At 52.6% G+C, this 17,430-nt stretch carries 13 protein-coding genes; 11 read left to right on the plus strand and 2 right to left on the minus strand.

The features are described from left to right. Positions 1 to 7 precede the first annotated feature (7 nt). The 8 genes from OZ656_RS07630 to OZ656_RS07665 all read left to right on the plus strand — a co-directional run bounded on the left by OZ656_RS07630 (position 8) and on the right by OZ656_RS07665 (position 14,206). Positions 8 to 3,358: a DEAD/DEAH box helicase family protein gene (locus OZ656_RS07630; protein ID WP_278351286.1), complete on the plus strand. Its 3,351-nt coding sequence runs from the start codon at positions 8 to 10 to the stop codon at positions 3,356 to 3,358. A 69-nt stretch (positions 3,359 to 3,427) separates the two neighbouring features. Then, entirely contained in the window at positions 3,428 to 4,399 is a 972-nt protein-coding gene (locus OZ656_RS07635) for a GIY-YIG nuclease family protein (protein WP_278351287.1), read from the plus strand. Positions 4,400 to 4,427: 28 nt separating this feature from the next. Further along, entirely contained in the window at positions 4,428 to 5,846 is a 1,419-nt protein-coding gene (locus OZ656_RS07640; RefSeq protein ID WP_278351288.1) for a hypothetical protein, read from the plus strand. After that, on the plus strand, positions 5,843 to 7,795 hold the full coding sequence (locus tag OZ656_RS07645) for a phospholipase D-like domain-containing protein (protein ID WP_278351289.1): 1,953 nt from the start codon (positions 5,843 to 5,845) through the stop codon (positions 7,793 to 7,795). The genes OZ656_RS07640 and OZ656_RS07645 overlap by 4 nt, the downstream gene beginning before the upstream one ends. Then, positions 7,792 to 9,906, plus strand: coding sequence for a DEAD/DEAH box helicase family protein (locus OZ656_RS07650; RefSeq protein WP_379945151.1), 2,115 nt, complete (start codon positions 7,792 to 7,794; stop codon positions 9,904 to 9,906). The genes OZ656_RS07645 and OZ656_RS07650 overlap by 4 nt, the downstream gene beginning before the upstream one ends. Positions 9,907 to 9,943: 37 nt before the next feature. After that, complete coding sequence (locus tag OZ656_RS07655; RefSeq protein ID WP_379945208.1) at positions 9,944 to 11,158, plus strand: IS256 family transposase; 1,215 nt, start codon at positions 9,944 to 9,946, stop codon at positions 11,156 to 11,158. Next, positions 11,133 to 12,785 carry a helicase C-terminal domain-containing protein gene (locus OZ656_RS07660; protein WP_379945152.1) on the plus strand — a complete coding sequence of 551 codons (1,653 nt, stop codon included), beginning with the start codon at positions 11,133 to 11,135 and terminating at the stop codon, positions 12,783 to 12,785. Before OZ656_RS07655 ends, OZ656_RS07660 begins: the two co-directional genes overlap by 26 nt. Next, positions 12,782 to 14,206 carry an ADP-ribosylglycohydrolase family protein gene (locus OZ656_RS07665; RefSeq protein ID WP_278351291.1) on the plus strand — a complete coding sequence of 475 codons (1,425 nt, stop codon included), beginning with the start codon at positions 12,782 to 12,784 and terminating at the stop codon, positions 14,204 to 14,206. Before OZ656_RS07660 ends, OZ656_RS07665 begins: the two co-directional genes overlap by 4 nt. 16 nt (positions 14,207 to 14,222) lie before the next feature. Here OZ656_RS07665 and OZ656_RS07670 read toward each other — a convergent pair whose 3' ends face one another. Continuing rightward, entirely contained in the window at positions 14,223 to 14,357 is a 135-nt protein-coding gene (locus OZ656_RS07670) for a hypothetical protein (RefSeq protein WP_022992860.1), read from the minus strand. Between the two features lie 33 nt (positions 14,358 to 14,390). Next, positions 14,391 to 15,014 carry a hypothetical protein gene (locus tag OZ656_RS07675; protein ID WP_278351292.1) on the minus strand — a complete coding sequence of 208 codons (624 nt, stop codon included), beginning with the start codon at positions 15,012 to 15,014 and terminating at the stop codon, positions 14,391 to 14,393. Between the two features lie 418 nt (positions 15,015 to 15,432). On the opposite strand from OZ656_RS07675, the gene OZ656_RS07680 reads away from it, so the two are divergent. From OZ656_RS07680 to OZ656_RS07690, 3 genes are all read left to right on the plus strand, one after another. Next, positions 15,433 to 15,675: a hypothetical protein gene (locus OZ656_RS07680; protein WP_278351293.1), complete on the plus strand. Its 243-nt coding sequence runs from the start codon at positions 15,433 to 15,435 to the stop codon at positions 15,673 to 15,675. A 313-nt stretch (positions 15,676 to 15,988) separates the two neighbouring features. Then, the gene (locus tag OZ656_RS07685; RefSeq protein ID WP_379945153.1) at positions 15,989 to 16,765 is read left to right on the plus strand and encodes an exonuclease domain-containing protein; all 777 of its coding nucleotides are present in this window, start codon (positions 15,989 to 15,991) and stop codon (positions 16,763 to 16,765) included. 24 nt (positions 16,766 to 16,789) lie between these two features. Then, entirely contained in the window at positions 16,790 to 17,422 is a 633-nt protein-coding gene (locus OZ656_RS07690) for a metallophosphatase domain-containing protein (RefSeq protein ID WP_278351295.1), read from the plus strand. Positions 17,423 to 17,430: the final 8 nt, after the last annotated feature.

Below are 17,430 nucleotides of genomic sequence, written 5' to 3' on the forward strand. Positions count from 1 at the left end.
GAATATCATGGCAGCACGGAAATCCGCCAAGGGAAGCAAGCAGACGTTGCCCTTCCGCCATCACCTGGTGCTGAATCAGTGGTTGTTCTCTCTGTTCGGCTTCGACTCCCTCAGTGGGCAGTTTGATTTGGGAAACCGGGAAGCGCCAACGCTTGAGGCATTCCGGGACCGTTTTCAGCTGATTGGCGAAACCAGCGGCCGTAATGCCGAGGGGGAGCACCTGCTGATTCAGAGAATCCGGGAGAATCTTAACGAAAATGCCAAGCTGAGTGATGAACAACTGCTGGAATACGACCGCCGGATAAAGCAGCTGACGGATACCATCAATAATGCGCGCCTCGCCTCTGGTGAGGAGCCAATTGAATGGAAGTACTTCCAGTACCTGACGCTGTTGTTTACCGAGATCTACCTCGACTATCTGTTTACTAAACCGGATGAGCTACTGGAAGCGCTTAACCATCAGATTGAGCGTTGGAATGAGCACTGGATTGTGGAACAGGGCTTTAAGCATAAGCCCCTGGAATTGCTGAACCCGGAAGACGATCTTTGGCCGCAGCTCAACATGGTGGCCTATTGGAGCGCGACCGGTTCCGGCAAGACCCTGATCATGCATGCCAACATTCTGCAGTATCGCTTCTACCTGCAACGGTATGGCAAAGCTGGGGATATTAACAAGATCATTTTGCTGACTCCCAACGAGGGTCTTACGCAGCAGCACTTACGAGACCTGGAGAAGTCAGGAATCAGGGCCAGCGAGTTCTCTGCCCGTGGCGGTGATCTGTTTGCTCAGGATGTGATTGTCATCGACATCAACAAGCTCCGCGATAGCGAGAAGAAGAAAACGGTGGCGGTCGACTCTTTCGGCTCTCGCAACTTGTTGTTGGTGGACGAGGGCCACCGAGGCACGGCCAGTGGGGGTGGCAGCTGGTACGAATACCGGCAAAAATTGTGTTCGTTGGGTTTTTCCTTCGAATACTCCGCTACGTTTGCCCAGTCAGGCTCCAAACACGAGAATCTGCGCCAGACCTATACCAAGGCCATTCTGTTTGATTACTCCTACCGACATTTCTACGGGGATGGTTACGGTAAGCAGTCTCAGATTCTGAACCTGCAAGCGAATCCCAATGCCCAGGATGAATTCCGATATCTGGTTGCCTCGTTATTGAGCTACTACCAGCAATTGCGATTGTTCGAAGATCATGGTGCCAGCTTCAAGCCCTTCAACCTGGAGAGGCCGCTGTGGGTGTTCGTCAGTTCTAAAGTGAGTGCCGGGCTATCCAGCGGTGAAGCTTCCGATACGGTTCAGGTATTGGCGTTTATTGACCAGGTATTGCATAAGCAGGAGGAGACGGTTGCTGCAATTGATTACCTGCTGAAGCGCGGCATGGTTGCCAAGGGTGGTACCGATCTGTTGCATGGCCGATTCAATTACCTGAAAGAGCTTGGCGAAAGTGGGGATGCGCTTTATCACGACCTGTTAGACAGGGTGTTCCACAGCAGTGGTGGTCGTCTCCACATCGAAAACATTACCGGCATTTCCGGTGAAATCGCGCTTCGAGCTGGCACTTCAGACACGCCGTTCGGTGTCATCAACGTGGGGGATGACTCAAAGCTGGTCAAACTCTGCGAGAAGCACGACCTATTCACACAGGATTCGCGTTTTAGCGAAAGCCTGTTCCATGGCATCAATACCGACGGTTCGCCGGTCAACCTCCTGCTGGGCTCGAAAAAGTTCACCGAGGGCTGGAGTAGTTGGCGCGTTTCCAACATGACGTTGATGAATGTTGGCAAGAATGAGGGTGCGCAGATCATTCAGCTGTTCGGTCGCGGTGTAAGGCTGAAGGGCTGGAAAACAACGCTAAAGCGTTCTGCCGAGCTGGCAACCGGATTGAAAGAGGCCGGTATAGAGCGGCCTGAGCACATCGGTGTCATGGAGACACTGAATATTTTCGGGGTGAAGGCCGATTACATTGCTCAGTTCCGGAAAGAGCTGGAAGACGAGGAGATTCCGGTTAACGAGGGTCTCGAAGAATTCGTGCTTCCGTTGAAGCCGATGAAAGACCTGCGTAAGGATCTTCATGTCGTTCGGGTGAAGGAAAGCATTGCCAATAAGGCCATTGGCGGTTCCGGTACCGCATTTCAGGAACTTGCCGAACAGGTGGTACTGAAGGCGCCAGGGGATTTGCAGCCGACTGAGATTGACTACTTTTGCAATCCACCAAGGGTCAGTCTGGATTTCTATCCCCAGGTTGGACTGTTCGCAACCGACAAGAAGGGCGTTCAGAACACTGGAGCCAAGATTCAGCGTCTAAAGCCGACTCACATTGCACTGCTGGATATGCAGCGCCTTTATTTCGAGCTACTGGCGTTCAAGCGGGACAAGCGCTGGTCAAACCTGACCATCACGCCGGATGTGGTTGAAAAACTCCTGACTGATAACCGGTACGACTGGTACCGGCTCTATGCCCCGGATGAGGCCATGCTGCTGGGCCGGCTGGAGAAGATGACGCTATGGCATGACATGGCGATATCCCTGCTCAGAAAATACTGCGAGCTGTTCTACGGATTCCGCCGGAAACAGTGGGAAGCGGACAAGCTGGAGTACAGACCGATCACCGAAAATCGGAAGTACCTCCCGGGTGTGAGTGAAGCCACACCAGAAGGCAGCTACATGGTCACCCTTGACCGGGTTCGCCATCAGTCCCTGATCAAACAACTTTCGAACTTGAGGGAGAGTATCGAAAAGGGTGATGTGGATACCTGGAATGGCGCGGTTAAAGAAGGACTGGAGTTTATCTGGTGTGAGCGGCACTTCTATCAGCCGCTGCTGGCATCCACCCAGGGGCTGGATTTTCAGGTGACTCCGGTATCGCTCAACAAAGGCGAGGCCGATTTCGTTCGCGACATCCAGGCGGCAACTAAGACTGGGGCTTTTGAAGGCTACGAGGTTTACCTACTGCGCAACCAGACCGGCCAGGGAGCCGTGGGCGTATTCGTTGATGGTGGCTTCTACCCGGACTTTATCCTTTGGCTGGTGAAGGGCCAATCCCAGAAAGTGGTTTTCGTCGACCCGAAAGGCCTGCGCCATCATAAACCGGACGATCCCAAAGTCCGCTTCTATGAGACCATCAAGGACATTGAGGCAGACCTTCGCAAGCAACGTCCGGAGAATGCCGGAATCGAGCTGCATGCGTTCCTTATTTCAGAAACCCATTCTTCACAACTTGTCAGCCAGTGGAAGGATAAGACAGGCAATGCAGTCACTCGGGAGCTTATGGAAAGCTGGAATATTCTGTTTCGGGAGGAGGACGAGGGGTACGTTGGAAAGTTGGTTCAGGCTGTTACTCGATCAAGCTAAGCTGAAGAGAATATGTCCTTGATTGGTATCTGATTTCGGCTTTTACATTTAAGGAACAGCTACAGAAAAGTGGAAATCCCCGAAAAGAGCATCCTGAATTCAGTTGAAGCCATATGTGGGAAGGGAATGATGATTAGTAACAAGGGACAGTCCCTCGAACTCTTTTTCATCGACGGAAAACCAGACGGCATGATGACTGCCGAGGTCTTCAATTGGACAGGCCACGTGCTGATGGCGCCGCGCACTCGACTTGGCGCGGCTTTGAAAAGGCCTGAGGCGAGCTATACCGGTGTTTACCTGTTATTCGGGGAGGACGATGAAGGGCTGCTGGCCTACATAGGCGAAGGTGAGGACATCGCTGACCGGATAAAAAGCCACGATACCAAGAAAGACTGGTGGACGACGGCGGTTTTGATTACCACTTCTGGCAACAACCTCAACAAGGCGCATGCGAAGTATTTGGAGTCCAGACTGGTTGAAGAGGCTCGCAGGGCTGGAAAAATCCGCTTAGACAACGGCAACACGCCGCCGCGTTCGTCATTGAGTGAGGCAGCTCAGGCCAATATGGAAAGTTTTCTCGAGTACCTCATGATGGTGTTACCCGCCTTGAGGATCGACAGTTTTTTGGCTCAGACCAGACCACAGACTAAAACCGATTCAGGTTCTCCCGCCACAGCAGAGGAGCCGAATACAGTATTCGAACTCCGAACACCAAAACACGGTATAGAAGCGAAAGCTGTGCTTACTGATGGGGAGTTCGTTGTTCTCTCAGGCTCAAGAGTGAGCCCCAGATGGCGCGGTAAGAGCTCCCACCACACAGGATACAGCAAGCTACATGGGGATTTGGTGGCATCGGGTGTAATCCGTCCAGAAGGAGAGGTTGCTGTGTTTACCGAGAGCTACGCGTTTAAAAGCCCGAGTGCTGCGGCCGCCGTTGTGAATGGCCGTCCAACCAATGGCACTACTGAATGGCGACTGCCGGATGGAAAAACCTATAAGGGCTGGGAGGCTGAAAAGCTGGAGCAGGAAGCTGTAACGTGATTGTTTCTCCGAAGGATTGGACTGACTTATGAAGCTCCAGGACTTGCTCACGGAATATGATGACTCCTTATCCGGTGATTCGTTTATCGACCCCCTTGGCCAGCTGGTTATCTGGTCGGCCTATGGTCAACAGATTTTCCGAAACCGCGTAAATTCTGTCTCAAATGATGTCCGCAATTTCACGCTGAACTTGCTGCACCATGGTGTGATTCGCTCGTTGCTTCACGATGAAGAGATTCAAGTTTCAGATGCGCTTGCCAGTGAACTTGGACCGAAGGAAAGTCTCCCTTTCGTTCACGCCTGTCTGATACACCTTGAGAACATCTTTACCTATTCAATGGTTAACCGGCCAGAGGACGCGGGTATCGATACGCTTGGTATTTTGGGCGGCAGCAAAGGCCGGGCCGCTTTAGAAGACAAGGATAGCGATGGAAACCCCCAGCTTATTTTCACCGATAAACCTTCCGGCCAACTGCTGGTTCGTCAGCTGGGCCTGGGGGTGAGTGGGCGTTACAAAACACCGTTTGTTGAGATGGGGTTCTTTGATCAGAGCTACAATTATTTTGGTCAGGACGCTTCAATGCGTTGGGCTGAATTCGCTCAGCTTTTGGCTGGGAGCGATGCGCTCAATCACTGCTTCATGGAAGCCAAGAGCCACTTGGTGAGGCTTGTTACTGCATCTCAGTCAAAAGCCCAGATACCACCCAAGGTCAATTTTTTTGATGTCTCCCAAGATCTTAAAAATGCCTACCGCACCGCGTTCACTAGTGGTGCCAAAGTGGGTTCGGAAACTCGGGATTTCTGGCTCTCAGTAACCGGACTGGATGAGGGAGCGGCCGGCGCGCTGCTTCGTGTCATGGAAAGCCGGCTCACTCAGTTTAAGTCTGGTAATGTCCTGCCTGAGAAGCTGGAACCCCAATCTATTGTTCAAGAGGCTATCCATTCCTTTGAGGGTGGCCTGGATGAACGTCAGAAACTTCTCAACATCCAACTTATTGAGCCATTGCTAGCTGAAGTAGATCTGCTATTTCAGATCGCTCGATATAAGAAGGTTCAGACGGTCGCAGAAATTCGAGGTCACTGGGAACGGCTTTACCGTTCGGACGCTACATTGAAGAGTTGCGCTGAGGCCATCGCTAGCCAGCCCGAAGTTTTAGCGGTTCTTCAGGGCACCGGCCGATATCGCTTGGACAAGATACGTGATCTTGCGCGTTTGAATACCGTGGAAGAGCAGCTGGAGTCCTTGCTTGATTACCATGCTGCAGTGATGAAACAGCGAGGGCAGTTGCGTTGGGTTGAGCTAGCCAGAAACGGGGAAGTCCATAATCATGGTCGAACGACATCGTTGCCGGTTGCAGCCGACCGCCCGATCGGTTCTTGGGTGAACTCTTACTATCTTCATCAGTTTAATTTTTTGGTGAGCGGGTATTACGGAGGTGGGCAGTGAAACTACTCTCGGCCTTTGGCAAACAGGTTGAACAAGTCGGCACTGTTCAGAGGGTTTGGCTCACTAGCTTTGTCATAAATATTGAGTTTATTGAAACCTACGTTTTACCGGTCATTCTTGGCATGGATCCCCCTAAACTGAGAATGGACTATGAGGGAATGCAGCAGGTATTGAGCGAGCGAGGTATCGATGTTCGGGTGTTCTGTGACAAGCGGTTTGTTGAGCCGGATCAGAATAAGCGAACGGCAATTCCCATTCATGGGGTATCGCCAGAACGGTTGTCGCCCAATGCCGAGATCAATTTCTCTGAGCGCAGCCTGTTTCACCCGAAAGTTATCTATCTTCAGGGCGAAAAAGGATCTGTTCTCGGTTCTGGTAGTGCAAACCTGACTGTAGATGGCTGGGGGCGAAACCAGGAGGTTTTCTCCTTTGTGCCAGTCGCAAGCCGAAATATGGCGGAATCGGTAAGAAGTTTCTTTGAGCCAGTATTCGCCAACGTACAGGAACGATTCCCAGACGACTTTCCTGCCCCCGAACAGAACGCAAATCTCGGCATCGACTTCTGCCATAGCCTGGCTGGCGCACCGTTTCTTACCCAGCTGCTTGAGGGTAAAGCGACCGAACTTGCAGTTTGGTCCCCGTATTTTTCCAGAGATATCAGCCACTACGTAAGGAGCCTACAACGTTACGCAGATGCACCAGGTCTCAGGGTTCAGCTGGTACCGGACAGGGTGGATAATCAGTATCTACGCGCAGAATGGAGCCAGGGCCTTTCTGAGCTGCATGGTCATGGATTGCTCTCTTTGCACAAGAGCCCTGTTAAGCGTGATGATCGTAGCTTTATGACTCATGCAAAGCTTTGGAAATCGCCAGAACGGTTAGCGATTGGATCTTGGAATTTCACCCAGCCTGGCAGCAATTTAATTACCGGCAGCAGCGCCCAGAGTCAGAACGTAGAGGCTGGTTTTATTGCCCGTAGTGATGCTTCTTTGGCTGATTTTGTGGGCGAGGCATTGCCGCTTACCGAGTCATTGTTTGCGACGCCAGACCAGATAGAGCAAGAGAGCCTGCGGGTTCCAGAGCCGCCGCCATTTGATCTCCGAGTGGTTTTTGACTGGCAAACAGAGCGCTTTCACATTTCAGGAGTGTGGCTTGGCAAGACAGAGCCTGATGATAACTTCAGGCTAGAACTACCCGGGTTTTCGCACTCAATAGAACTGAGCTGGATGCCTGATCCTGAAAATGATGATTTTATTTTGGAGGAATTGGAGCTTCCGGTGACCACCACGAAGCCGCTGTTGGTCAACCGAAGTTACGAAGTGCTCAGTGGTTTAGGCTTCGTAATAAAGGGACTGATCATCGAAACACGTCCTATATTCCGAAGGGCACAGCAGTACGAGCATCTTCGGGATTTGTTAGATGCCTTGGTGCTTACTGGCGGTGAGCCGCCCGCTGATGACGCTACCTACCGGGTACAGGAAGACGTTGATGGGAAGGTGTTGGTAGATGCTTTGGAGTCCGATGCTGTTGGTGCGATTTCTGAACACGAGCACCAATCTACTAATATTAGTTATTTTCGGTTGTTTTCCGCGTGCCACCACTATGAAGAGCTGCTGCTCAATTGCAGGGATCAGAAAGAACTGGAGTATTGGGCCTTCATCCGCCCGGGTTGCCTTCAGGAGCTGGTAGAGAAAACGGAGCATCGCATTGAGAGCAGTTCTGTACCTTCGCTGTTCAACTGGTTTCTTGCTCAGGAAGTAAATCAGCTATGCCTTACGGCACGCGCTCAGTATTCCCAATTGCCAGGGAATGGGGTCGATACAACCGCTGAACGGTGGGGAGCTTTACTGGTGGATGAGCCGGCGCTGCCGTCATCACTTAGTGATGAGTATCTGGCATGGCTGGTCGATGAATATCACCGCCGAAGCTCACACAGGGAAAAAATATGAGCGAAGCCGATTGGGGCTTGCTAAGCCCGGAAATGGTCTCTGAGTGGATCAATTTCAATGGTGGCCAGAAAGATTGGCACTATAGTGCGCAAGATCGCCAATCCATGCCAGCTAAACAGACTGAAGGTGTGGCCTACCTCTGGAATCTGTTGGCAGAGCAGAAGGTTGCTTTACTGGCGGATGAAGTCGGTATGGGGAAGACATTCCAGGCTCTTGGGGTGGCTGCGCTCCTCTGGAAGATGAAACCTGATGCCCGAATATTGGTGATGGCCCCTAACCGGGATCTTTGCCTGCATTGGCGCCGCGAATTTAACAATTTGGTAGCTTCGCACTATCGAGTAGTCGACCACACCGTTAAGAATAGTGTTGATGGTGGTCCAGTTCCCAGCGTTGAAATCTGTAAGTCGTTAGCAGACCTGAACGCCGCAGTTATGCGGGGTGTTTCCCACTTCTATCTCACAACGATTCATTCCCTGAGCGGATTGTTGAGGGGCGAGGAGCTTGACAATCGCAGGCCGGACAAAATCGCCGGGGAGAGGGCCGGAGAGATTCACAAAAGCATCAAGAGCGCCCTTGGGCCTGAGGGTTTTGACCTGATAATCGTGGATGAGGCGCATTACCTGAGAAATATTGACGGTGGCTCGCAGCGGGTTGCTGCCGCCAAGGAATTCTTTGGGACTCGGCAAGATCCGCTCTCGCAAAGAGTGCTGCTGCTAACGGCGACACCCAGTCATACCCGTCTTTCAAATGTGAACAGCATTTTCAGTTACTTTCTGGACTGTGGGGATGGGTGGACAAGTGAATCTGACCGCGCCAGTCATCTCCTTAATAATTATGGGTTGCGGCGGATGCGACTCATGGAGGGGAATGGGAAGCTTTTCAGTAAACGCCACTATCGCCATGAAAAGCCGGTGCCGGCGACGTTTGTTGGACAGCCCGAGGCTGAGGGCTTCTTTGCCTTGTATCAAAAAGGCCTGGTCGCTGAACTGAACAAGAAAAATGAAAACAAAAGCCTGATGTATGGCTATCTGGAGGGGTTTGAGTCCGTTGGCCGAGATGTCTTAGCGGACGAGGTTTTCAGGCAGGATTCTGAGCGGGACACACCAGACGGCGAGAACGGTAAAAGCGATTATTCGACAGCCCCGGATACAAATCTCCTTATGGGACTGACCGACAGCTTTTATCGGACCTTTAATCGATTTCCCGGGCACCCCAAATACGGACGGTTGATAGAGGAGTGTGTTCCTGAAAAGCAGGATTTGTATCAGTTGCCACTGAGCAACTTGAAACACCTTATATTTGTACGTCGTATTCCTTCCGTCCGAGAATTAACGCAGCGCCTGAATGAGCGCTACGACCAGCTACTGGGTGAGATTCTGTTTTCGGGGTTAGGGCTATCGTTTTTGGATACTCAGGGAAATCCAAGGCTTAAAACCTTTTCCCGCAATGAGTTTGAACAGCTGCTAGAAAGCACCAGAGCCGGGGTTTCTCAGGATGAAAGTATCGAAATGGATGCCGAAGATGGCGATTCTGACGGTATAGAAGACGATTATTTGGCATCACGGATTGCCCAGCTTTTTGTAGTGAAGAGAGGGGGCGCCGGTGGCCAGACTGATTGCGCAAACGTGCGGCTCCGTTTCACCAAGCCGGAAAGTCTTTTTTCGCTGTTTCTTGAGCCATCCAGTGATTATCTAAAGGGCGGTTACAACTACTTTTACGGTGATTCAGAGCGCACGAGAGCCAACTACGGTTTGGCCGCTCGTTACGAACGGTTTGGCAGCTGGAACAGTGCTGCCGATCTGCGTGAGGCCGTGGGTGAAAATGAAGCGCCGAAAACAGCCTACATACAGGAGATGTTTACTGTTTGGAGACTGGTTTTTGATGAGCTTCCCAGCAAGCTTCAGGAACTAATGCGCGGATGGGCCAACACTAAGAAGCCCGTTGCGGAAAACTTCGCGAACTATATTCAAGCCGGGTTTTTGCACGCGAGCCCAGTGATAGTGGAATTGTATAGCTGGTTTGTGGAGTATCGCCGCAAAGGAAAGATTGACAGTGTGCAGGAACGGTACCGAGGAGGCTGTAAACCAAATTGTGTAACTGCCCACGACTGAGTAATCTTTTCAAAAGGATACCATCGTGGGTACGCAATTGGACCAAGAAAAACTTAAAGCCATGGCCGCCGAGCTGGCCAAAGACATCAAGTCTGAAAAAGATCTCGGAGCCCTCACACAGCAGCTGGTCAAGCTCACCGTCGAGACCGCACTCAACGCCGAACTGGATGAGCATCTTGGATACGAGAAGCACGCTCTTGAAGGCCGTGGCACCGGCAACAGCCGTAACGGCTATTCTGCCAAGCGCCTGAAGGGCCAACACGGCGAAGTACCGATACAGGCTCCTCGGGACCGGGACGGTTCCTTCGAGCCTCAGTTCGTCCGTAAAGGCCAGTCCCGCCTGACTCAGATGGATGACCAGATCCTAGCGCTTTACGCCAAGGGCCTGAGCACCCGAGACATCGTAGACGCCTTCAAGGAAATGTACGACGCCGACATCTCGGCGACTCTGGTGTCCAAGGTGACGGAGCGTGTGATCGATCAGGTTCACGAGTGGCAGAATCGCCCTGTTGATCCGATCTACCCCATCGTCTATCTGGACTGTATCGTTCTGAAAATTCGTCAGGACAAGAGGGTCATCAACAAGTCCCTATACCTGGCCCTGGGTATCAACATGGAGGGCCAGAAAGAGTTACTGGGCCTCTGGCTGGCCGAAACCGAGGGTGCGAAGTTCTGGCTATCGGTACTGACGGAACTGAAGAACCGTGGTTTGGAGGACATCTTGATCGCCTGTGTGGATGGCCTCAAAGGGTTCCCGGATGCCATTGCCGCTGAGTACCCCCAAACCAAGGTGCAACTGTGCATCGTGCACATGGTTCGCAATTCGCTGCGCTACGTGTCCTGGAAGGACTACAAGGCTGTGACGGCCGATCTGAAGCAGATCTATCAGTCCGCCACGGAACATGAAGCCCGGCAGGCACTGGCGGCCTTTGGAGAGCGCTGGGACAGCCAATACCCACAGATCTCTCGTTCCTGGCAAAGCCACTGGGAGAACCTGATCACCATCTTCGAGTACCCGCCGGCGATCCGGAAAGTGATCTACACCACCAATGCTATTGAGTCACTGAACAGTGTCATCCGCAAAGCCACCAAGCGCCGGAAGCTGTTCCCAAGTGATGACTCGGCCCTGAAAGTGGCCTTCCTGGCGATCCAGCAGGCCTCAAAGAAATGGACCATGCCGATCCGTGATTGGAAGCCGGCATTGAATCGCTTTATTATCGAGTTCGGTGACCGCCTGGACGGCCACCTGTAATGGGGTGGGCAGTTACACAGATTTATTTACAGGCTCGTACCGAGGGTTCTATGAGTTCGTTCGGCAGGAAAAAATCAAAGGTTCTTTGTTACTCCGCTACTTTGTCGCTGCCCTGGAAACCTTTGAAGCGCTTTGCGATAAAATTGTTGATCATCGTGCGGGAGACTGGCGAAAGGAATGGCGCAGTTTAAAAGGTTTGACCAGTCCTGCCTGGTACGCGAGTGGCGAAAATAACACTGCCCGCCAACGCCTCATACTTGGTTTTAACAGCCCCTTTTACCCCAACGTTCTGGTTTCTACCTCGGTATTCCAGGAAGGGGTAAACCTTCACATGAACTGCCATCAGGTCCACCACTATGGAATTGCTGGATCCCCCGGAGATAACGAGCAGAGGGTAGGGCGAATCGACCGTTTGTACGGATGTGTCAATAAGCGGCTGGCAACCGGAGGTGGGGAGCTAGGTATACATTACCCATACCTTGCGGGCTCCGTAGATGAAGACCAGGTTGCCTCTTTCATTGAGCGAAAACATCGGGTGGAGGAGCGAATGGATGCATGCCTCCAGTCTAGGTTCGACTCTGAATATCGACCGAGCTCCATGGTCGACTGGGGGCAGTTTCTCCGAAAGCCTCTGGATCATTCCGAGGAGTTGGTTGAGGACCCGTACCCGGCTAAGTTTCGACGATTGCGTGAGGCAGGATGCGGATACAAGCCACAAGAAACTCACACCTTTGAAGACATTACCGAAAAACTGCGTAATCACCTGGAGCGTGCCTGCGATCCGCTCAAAGACAAGATTCTTGAGGCCAACTCCAGTCAGACATCCCCAAAGCCTTTATTTGTTATTGACCCGCTGGTTGAGCGTCGGGAAACAAAGAGGCACCAACCCATTTTTGCGACGTTGGGCTTCTCCCCGAGATTCTCAGCCTTGAGCCCCGACACGGCTTATGTTGTGAGTTTTTCATCGCCTATTGCAAACCGGGCGAATCTGGAAAAGGTGTCTTTACAGAATTTAAATGCACTGATATCCGAGCTTAGTAAACGGTATCCGCTTGTCCGGGTTGGGATTGACGAGGATGTGGGGAACAGCCATTTCTACTTGAGTACCCGGGTAAACTTCCCTCTGTTTGTTCGCCGAGGAAAAATGGAATGGTTCTCCTTGTATGAGGTTCGTATGGGGCTGGAAAGCATCAAGCAGTTTTCCGATGAACTGGAGGCGCAGCTGTTCCATGGGAGGCAGGATCTTACCGTTGCAGAGATAAGCAGCTCTAATATTTCCGGCCCTAAACCTTTGCCGGAGAGATTCATGAGCCAGCGTAACATTAAGCGGGCGGAGGGCGCCTGGAGCTCAGTTGAATCTGAGTTGGGACAGGTCGAGCAGCTGATCGCACCGTTATCGAAAGAGCAAATTCACGCTCTGCTAGACCAGACCGCCGGTTCAGCAAAAGGTGCCGATCCAGCACTGAACCTTTTACGGCTTAATAGCCGGTTTCCGTTTGTGAACTTTCGGGAGAAGGGTGCTGGAGAGTTTGAGGTCCAGTTGAATTTTCCGGCGGGAGATTTTCAGGACTCAGAGAGGGCACTCTTGCGGGAGTGGTTTGATTATGTCGTAGGGGATCGTCAATGAAGCGTTTCACTTTTGAACCTCGGTGCTGGTATGCCATGGAGCTGATCAGTTCCGAGTTTGGTCCCAACATCCGGCGCTTTTCACCAATTCAGGTGTACTCCGTCACTCCGGTTGGTGGTGGTAAGCGACGGTTAGAGCTTTCTTTTTACCATGCGGCCTATCCTGCCGGGGTGCGAGACAAGTTATATACGTTGCAGACGATCGAGCGAACTGAGCATTTTTTATTGGCCTTGGTTGTAGGAACAGAGCGAATTGCATTGTTCATGGAACTGACGGATGACTGGAAAATGAAGCATGCGCCAGAAACAGTAACCTCGACTGTGCAGAGCATGCCGGGTCCTGGTAGCGAAGCCAAGCTGAAAGATAAATACACCGCCTGCCTCCTCGGCGGCGCAATAGGCGATGCCCTCGGTGCCGCCGTTGAGTTCATGTCCCGCGCTGAAATCCTGAACCGCTTCGGCCCCGAAGGTATAACTGACTACGCCCCGGCTTATGGTGGCAAAGGCAAGATAACCGACGACACCCAAATGACTCTGTTCAGCGCCGAAGGCCTGTTGCGGGGGCGAATGCGGGGAGTCAGTAAAGGCATTGCAGGCTTCGACCACACAGTTGCCAATGCTTATCTACGATGGTTGGCAACACAGGGCCACGAGTGTCGTGCGGTAACCGCAGAGAAAGACGGCTGGTTGTTTCAGCAGCCAGAGCTGCACAGCCAGCGAGCACCGGGCATGACGTGCTTGAGTGCGCTGCGGGATTACCCGGGTGTTCCAGAGACCGCCGGCAATGACAGTAAGGGGTGTGGCGGGGTAATGCGGGTGGCTCCGGTAGGGCTTTACTGGCGCACCTTCAACGGTAACTCCGGCTTGGAAAGGGTATTTGAAGATGGGTGTATGTGCGCCGGCCTCACCCACGGCCATCCCAGCGGGTATCTGACCGGTGGCGTACTGGCCGTTTTGATCTTTGAGTTATTGAACGACAAAACTCTGCTGGATGCCCTGGGTGCCGCCAAGATATTACTGGTTGCAGAGCGCGGTCACGAGGAGACGTTGGCGGCCCTGGATAAGGCGGTAGAACTGAGCCAGTCCGGTACGCCACACCATATCGCTATCCAGGAACTCGGCGAAGGCTGGGTCGCAGAGGAAGCGCTGGCGATTTCTGTTTATTGCGCCCTGGTGGCTGAAAGTTTCGAGCAGGGCATTGTGCTGGCAGTGAATCACGATGGGGATTCAGACTCCACGGGGGCTATCACCGGGAATATGCTTGGCGCCATGCTTGGCACCGGGGTGATTCCGCAGCGATGGCTGGAGCCGTTAGAACTTCGGGAGGTTATTGAGGCGGTCGCGTCGGATTTGTGGACGTGCCAGGAGTGGCATTCTTTTATGGATAACGATGGGCTTTGGGAGCGGTATCCTGGATACTAAATTGCTGAATCCCCCGTCAGCCCCTGAAGCCTTTAAATCTTCGGGTCGCCCAAGCTTCCAGAGCATCGGCCTTCCAATACCCGACAACCCCAATGGCCAGTAACGACAAGACAAAGCTTCCATAGCCGATGAGGGCTGCTGTCATATTCATGGTGCCTCCGCGTTACCTGATGCTGGGTTTATATCATACCTGCCCGGAGATATCTCTGGCGAGTATCTCAACTTCTGAGGGGGCATGGCCTGAGGCGAGCCAGTCCCTTGGGCTTAGGCAGCGGTTGCTGAGCAGCAGGTCACCATTTTCGGTCGTCATAAACCGGTTCAGGGTAAGCAGGTTCACACCTGGGTTAATGCTCTGCAAAATGATCTGAAGATGGGGGAGAGTGGCTTCCTCTGTAAACTGCCAATGAGGAAACAACAACTCTCCGCTGGGAGACTCAAACGTGTAAAGCCCCGGGGGTTTCTTCGCAATAAGACCGCGAACCGCTTCTTTTGATGTGGAAAGACGTTGGGCTACCTCGTCCAGCGTAAGCGCTTGCTGAATGATGTCTCGCACCTCATTCTGGAGTTGCTGGATCTGGCGGCGGGTTATTTCTTGGCTGGTAAGGCCGTCAGCGTCTGTGAATCGCGCTCCGCCGGCTTTGAGAATGTCCCTTTCTTTTGGCGATAGGGGCTGGCTCTTCTGACGAGTTTCGTTATTGGGCTGTGAGTTCGAAATGTTGTTCTGGATGTTTTGAGATAGCATGTAGGCCAGATAGTCTTGACTCACCTCGGTAGCAAGCTGATCACGAATTTCGTTGTCTGATTGCACGTCCTAAGCCCTCCATTCGGATCAGCAGCACAAAGCTGGCGCTGCATTTGTGAACAGGACTGGCACCGAGTTCTGTCCCATATTGCTGCAAGTTGTCTTCTATAATTGTTTTTCGGCAATTGGTTATCCTGAATCTTACAACAGTTAACGCTTTCAAACCTTATTGCACTAGCGATGGCAGAGGGGGATGGTCACTAAGGGTTGGCGGCAGATTGGTTCAGGAAACCGGTCCATTTATGGGGCCTTAACGGCGCCGCGATGCTGGATCACTTGTTGAGCGATCCCGAACGGAGTCATTTGCTGCCCTTTTCCGACAACAACGATCGGCGACGGCTTGATGCAGGCCCGTCGAATTCGTGGTCAAATTTGACCGTCCATTTGATCGTTCGCTGGCAGGCAACACGGAGCATGTCCCGAGATGAAAACAAAGCGACCAACGGAAAAAGAACTACTGGAGGGCCTCAATCCCCACACCGCCCATGCCGATGAGCTCGCCGAGCCGTTGCCTCAGGAGCTTGCACCTATGGAGCGCCTCAAAGGCTCGGTCAAGCGCTATGACCGGCCAACCGATCCGGTTTGGGATGAATTCTTTGAGTCCGATGAAAGCGTAACAGACGATTTCATGGAGGATCGAGAGCAGCCCAAGAAGGGACGAACATAATGGCCCTCTTAGAGCGATAACAATGCCGATTCCATATATTACCGGCCTAACGGCACTTAGTACTCTCCACTCGGGGCGCTTGAAACCTTTCTGGCACAACATGGGGGCACGCGAGGTCTGGCCAGTTAAAACTTGGAGAAGCCATGCGGAACTGGTTGAGGGCAGAGCCTTGGCGTAGCTGAACTATTTCAGCGCTTTCTCCTTGAGAATTCCGGACTCATATCAATGCTGGTGTTTTTTGATCGGCATTGCTAGTCTTTAACCATATGTTGTTGTTCGCAAAAGGCAATATGCCTACATGTGGTATTTGTTGATGAACATGCGACTGACCCCGCACCGATTTTTTGCTGCCAATCCGCACGGGGTGGATTGGGTACAAAGCGTGATGGGCAACCAGCTCTGGATTGATACTCTGGCAAAAACCGGTCAGGTGCCGTTGATGCCGGTTCACCAAGTGTTGGAGTTAAACCCGGAGGGCGAGCCACAAAGTGTCCACAATATGGAAATAATTGAGTTCGGTTGCGCCGTGGCCACACGGCAAGGGGAGTTGCTGGACAGTCGGTCGTTTCTTGTGCGCCCTGTGGAGACTCCGCTGCTCAGTGAATTCTGCACCGAACTGACAGGGATCAGCCAACCGATGGTGGATGACGCGCCCGTCTATTCAAATGCTATCGAGGCGATGGATGAGTGGCTTGGTGTCCCAGCGGAAGAGTTCATCTGGTGCAGTTGGGGCAACTACGATCGTCTGCATATCAAAGCTCAAGGTGCACGTGTGGGCGCGGTGCCTGTCTTCATGGGGTATCCGCATCTGAACCTGAAGCGGATTTGGCGCCTCACCAACGGACAAAAAAGAAAGAACGGCCTTGCCCACGCACTGGCCTATCACAACCTGACCTTTGAGGGGCACCACCACCGCGGTATAGACGATGCGCGCAACATGGCCAGAGTACTACCTTATATGGATTGGTCGCTGGAAAGCGAACTAATGACTCCGCCCGAGTCGCTGCCGCTAAAAGGACATATTCAATCAAAGAAGGTCGTGACAATTGAAGAAATGGATCGAGCGATTTGGGGTAAAGCCGGGAGTTAACACCTTGCCACTAGAGGTGGGAGTATGAAGCTGGTTTGCATATCCGACACCCACAGCATGCACCGTCGTATTCCGGAGATTCCCGATGGCGACGTGCTTGTTCATGCGGGCGATAGTCTGGGGCAGGGCACACTGGAGAACATCGAAGAGCTCAATGACTGGCTCGGAACGCTGCCGCATCGCCATAAGATTGTGATTGCAGGCAACCACGATTGGGCCTTTCAGGAGACGCCAGATCAGGCCAGGCAGGCTTTGACCAACGCCATATACCTGGAAAACAGCGGCGTCGAGATTGAAGGCATACGATTTTGGGGATCCCCCTGGACGCCGACTTTCATGGATTGGGCGTTCATGCTGGAGCGTGGTGAGCCACTGTACGAAAATTGGCAAGGCATTCCGGACAACACCGATGTTCTCATCACTCATGGCCCGCCTCACGGCATTGGGGATGAGGTCAACCTGGGGTTCAAATGCCAGAATGTCGGATGCGTTGATTTGCTTCACCGAATCCAGCAACTCTCACTCAAAGCGCACATTTTTGGCCATATCCACGAGGGCTACGGGGAATACTGGCGGGGAAGCACGAGACTGATCAATGCCAGCACCTGTACGGCTCGCTACGAACCCAACAACGAGCCTGTCGTGGTAGAGATATGACAAGGTCA

The organism is Marinobacter sp. LM1, from assembly GCF_042763285.1.
GTDB lineage: Bacteria > Pseudomonadota > Gammaproteobacteria > Pseudomonadales > Oleiphilaceae > Marinobacter > Marinobacter nauticus.

Bases quoted from the DNA above. Each gene is read 5' to 3' on its own strand.
- OZ656_RS07630 (WP_278351286.1), top strand. From the start codon at position 8: ATGGCAGCACGGAAATCCGCCAAGGGAAGCAAGCAGACGTTGCCCTTC.
- OZ656_RS07685 (WP_379945153.1), top strand. From the start codon at position 15,989: ATGAACATGCGACTGACCCCGCACCGATTTTTTGCTGCCAATCCGCAC.
- OZ656_RS07640 (WP_278351288.1), top strand. From the start codon at position 4,428: ATGAAGCTCCAGGACTTGCTCACGGAATATGATGACTCCTTATCCGGT.
- OZ656_RS07690 (WP_278351295.1), top strand. From the start codon at position 16,790: ATGAAGCTGGTTTGCATATCCGACACCCACAGCATGCACCGTCGTATT.
- OZ656_RS07670 (WP_022992860.1), bottom strand. From the start codon at position 14,357: ATGAATATGACAGCAGCCCTCATCGGCTATGGAAGCTTTGTCTTGTCG.
- OZ656_RS07650 (WP_379945151.1), top strand. From the start codon at position 7,792: ATGAGCGAAGCCGATTGGGGCTTGCTAAGCCCGGAAATGGTCTCTGAG.
- OZ656_RS07665 (WP_278351291.1), top strand. From the start codon at position 12,782: ATGAAGCGTTTCACTTTTGAACCTCGGTGCTGGTATGCCATGGAGCTG.
- OZ656_RS07680 (WP_278351293.1), top strand. From the start codon at position 15,433: ATGAAAACAAAGCGACCAACGGAAAAAGAACTACTGGAGGGCCTCAAT.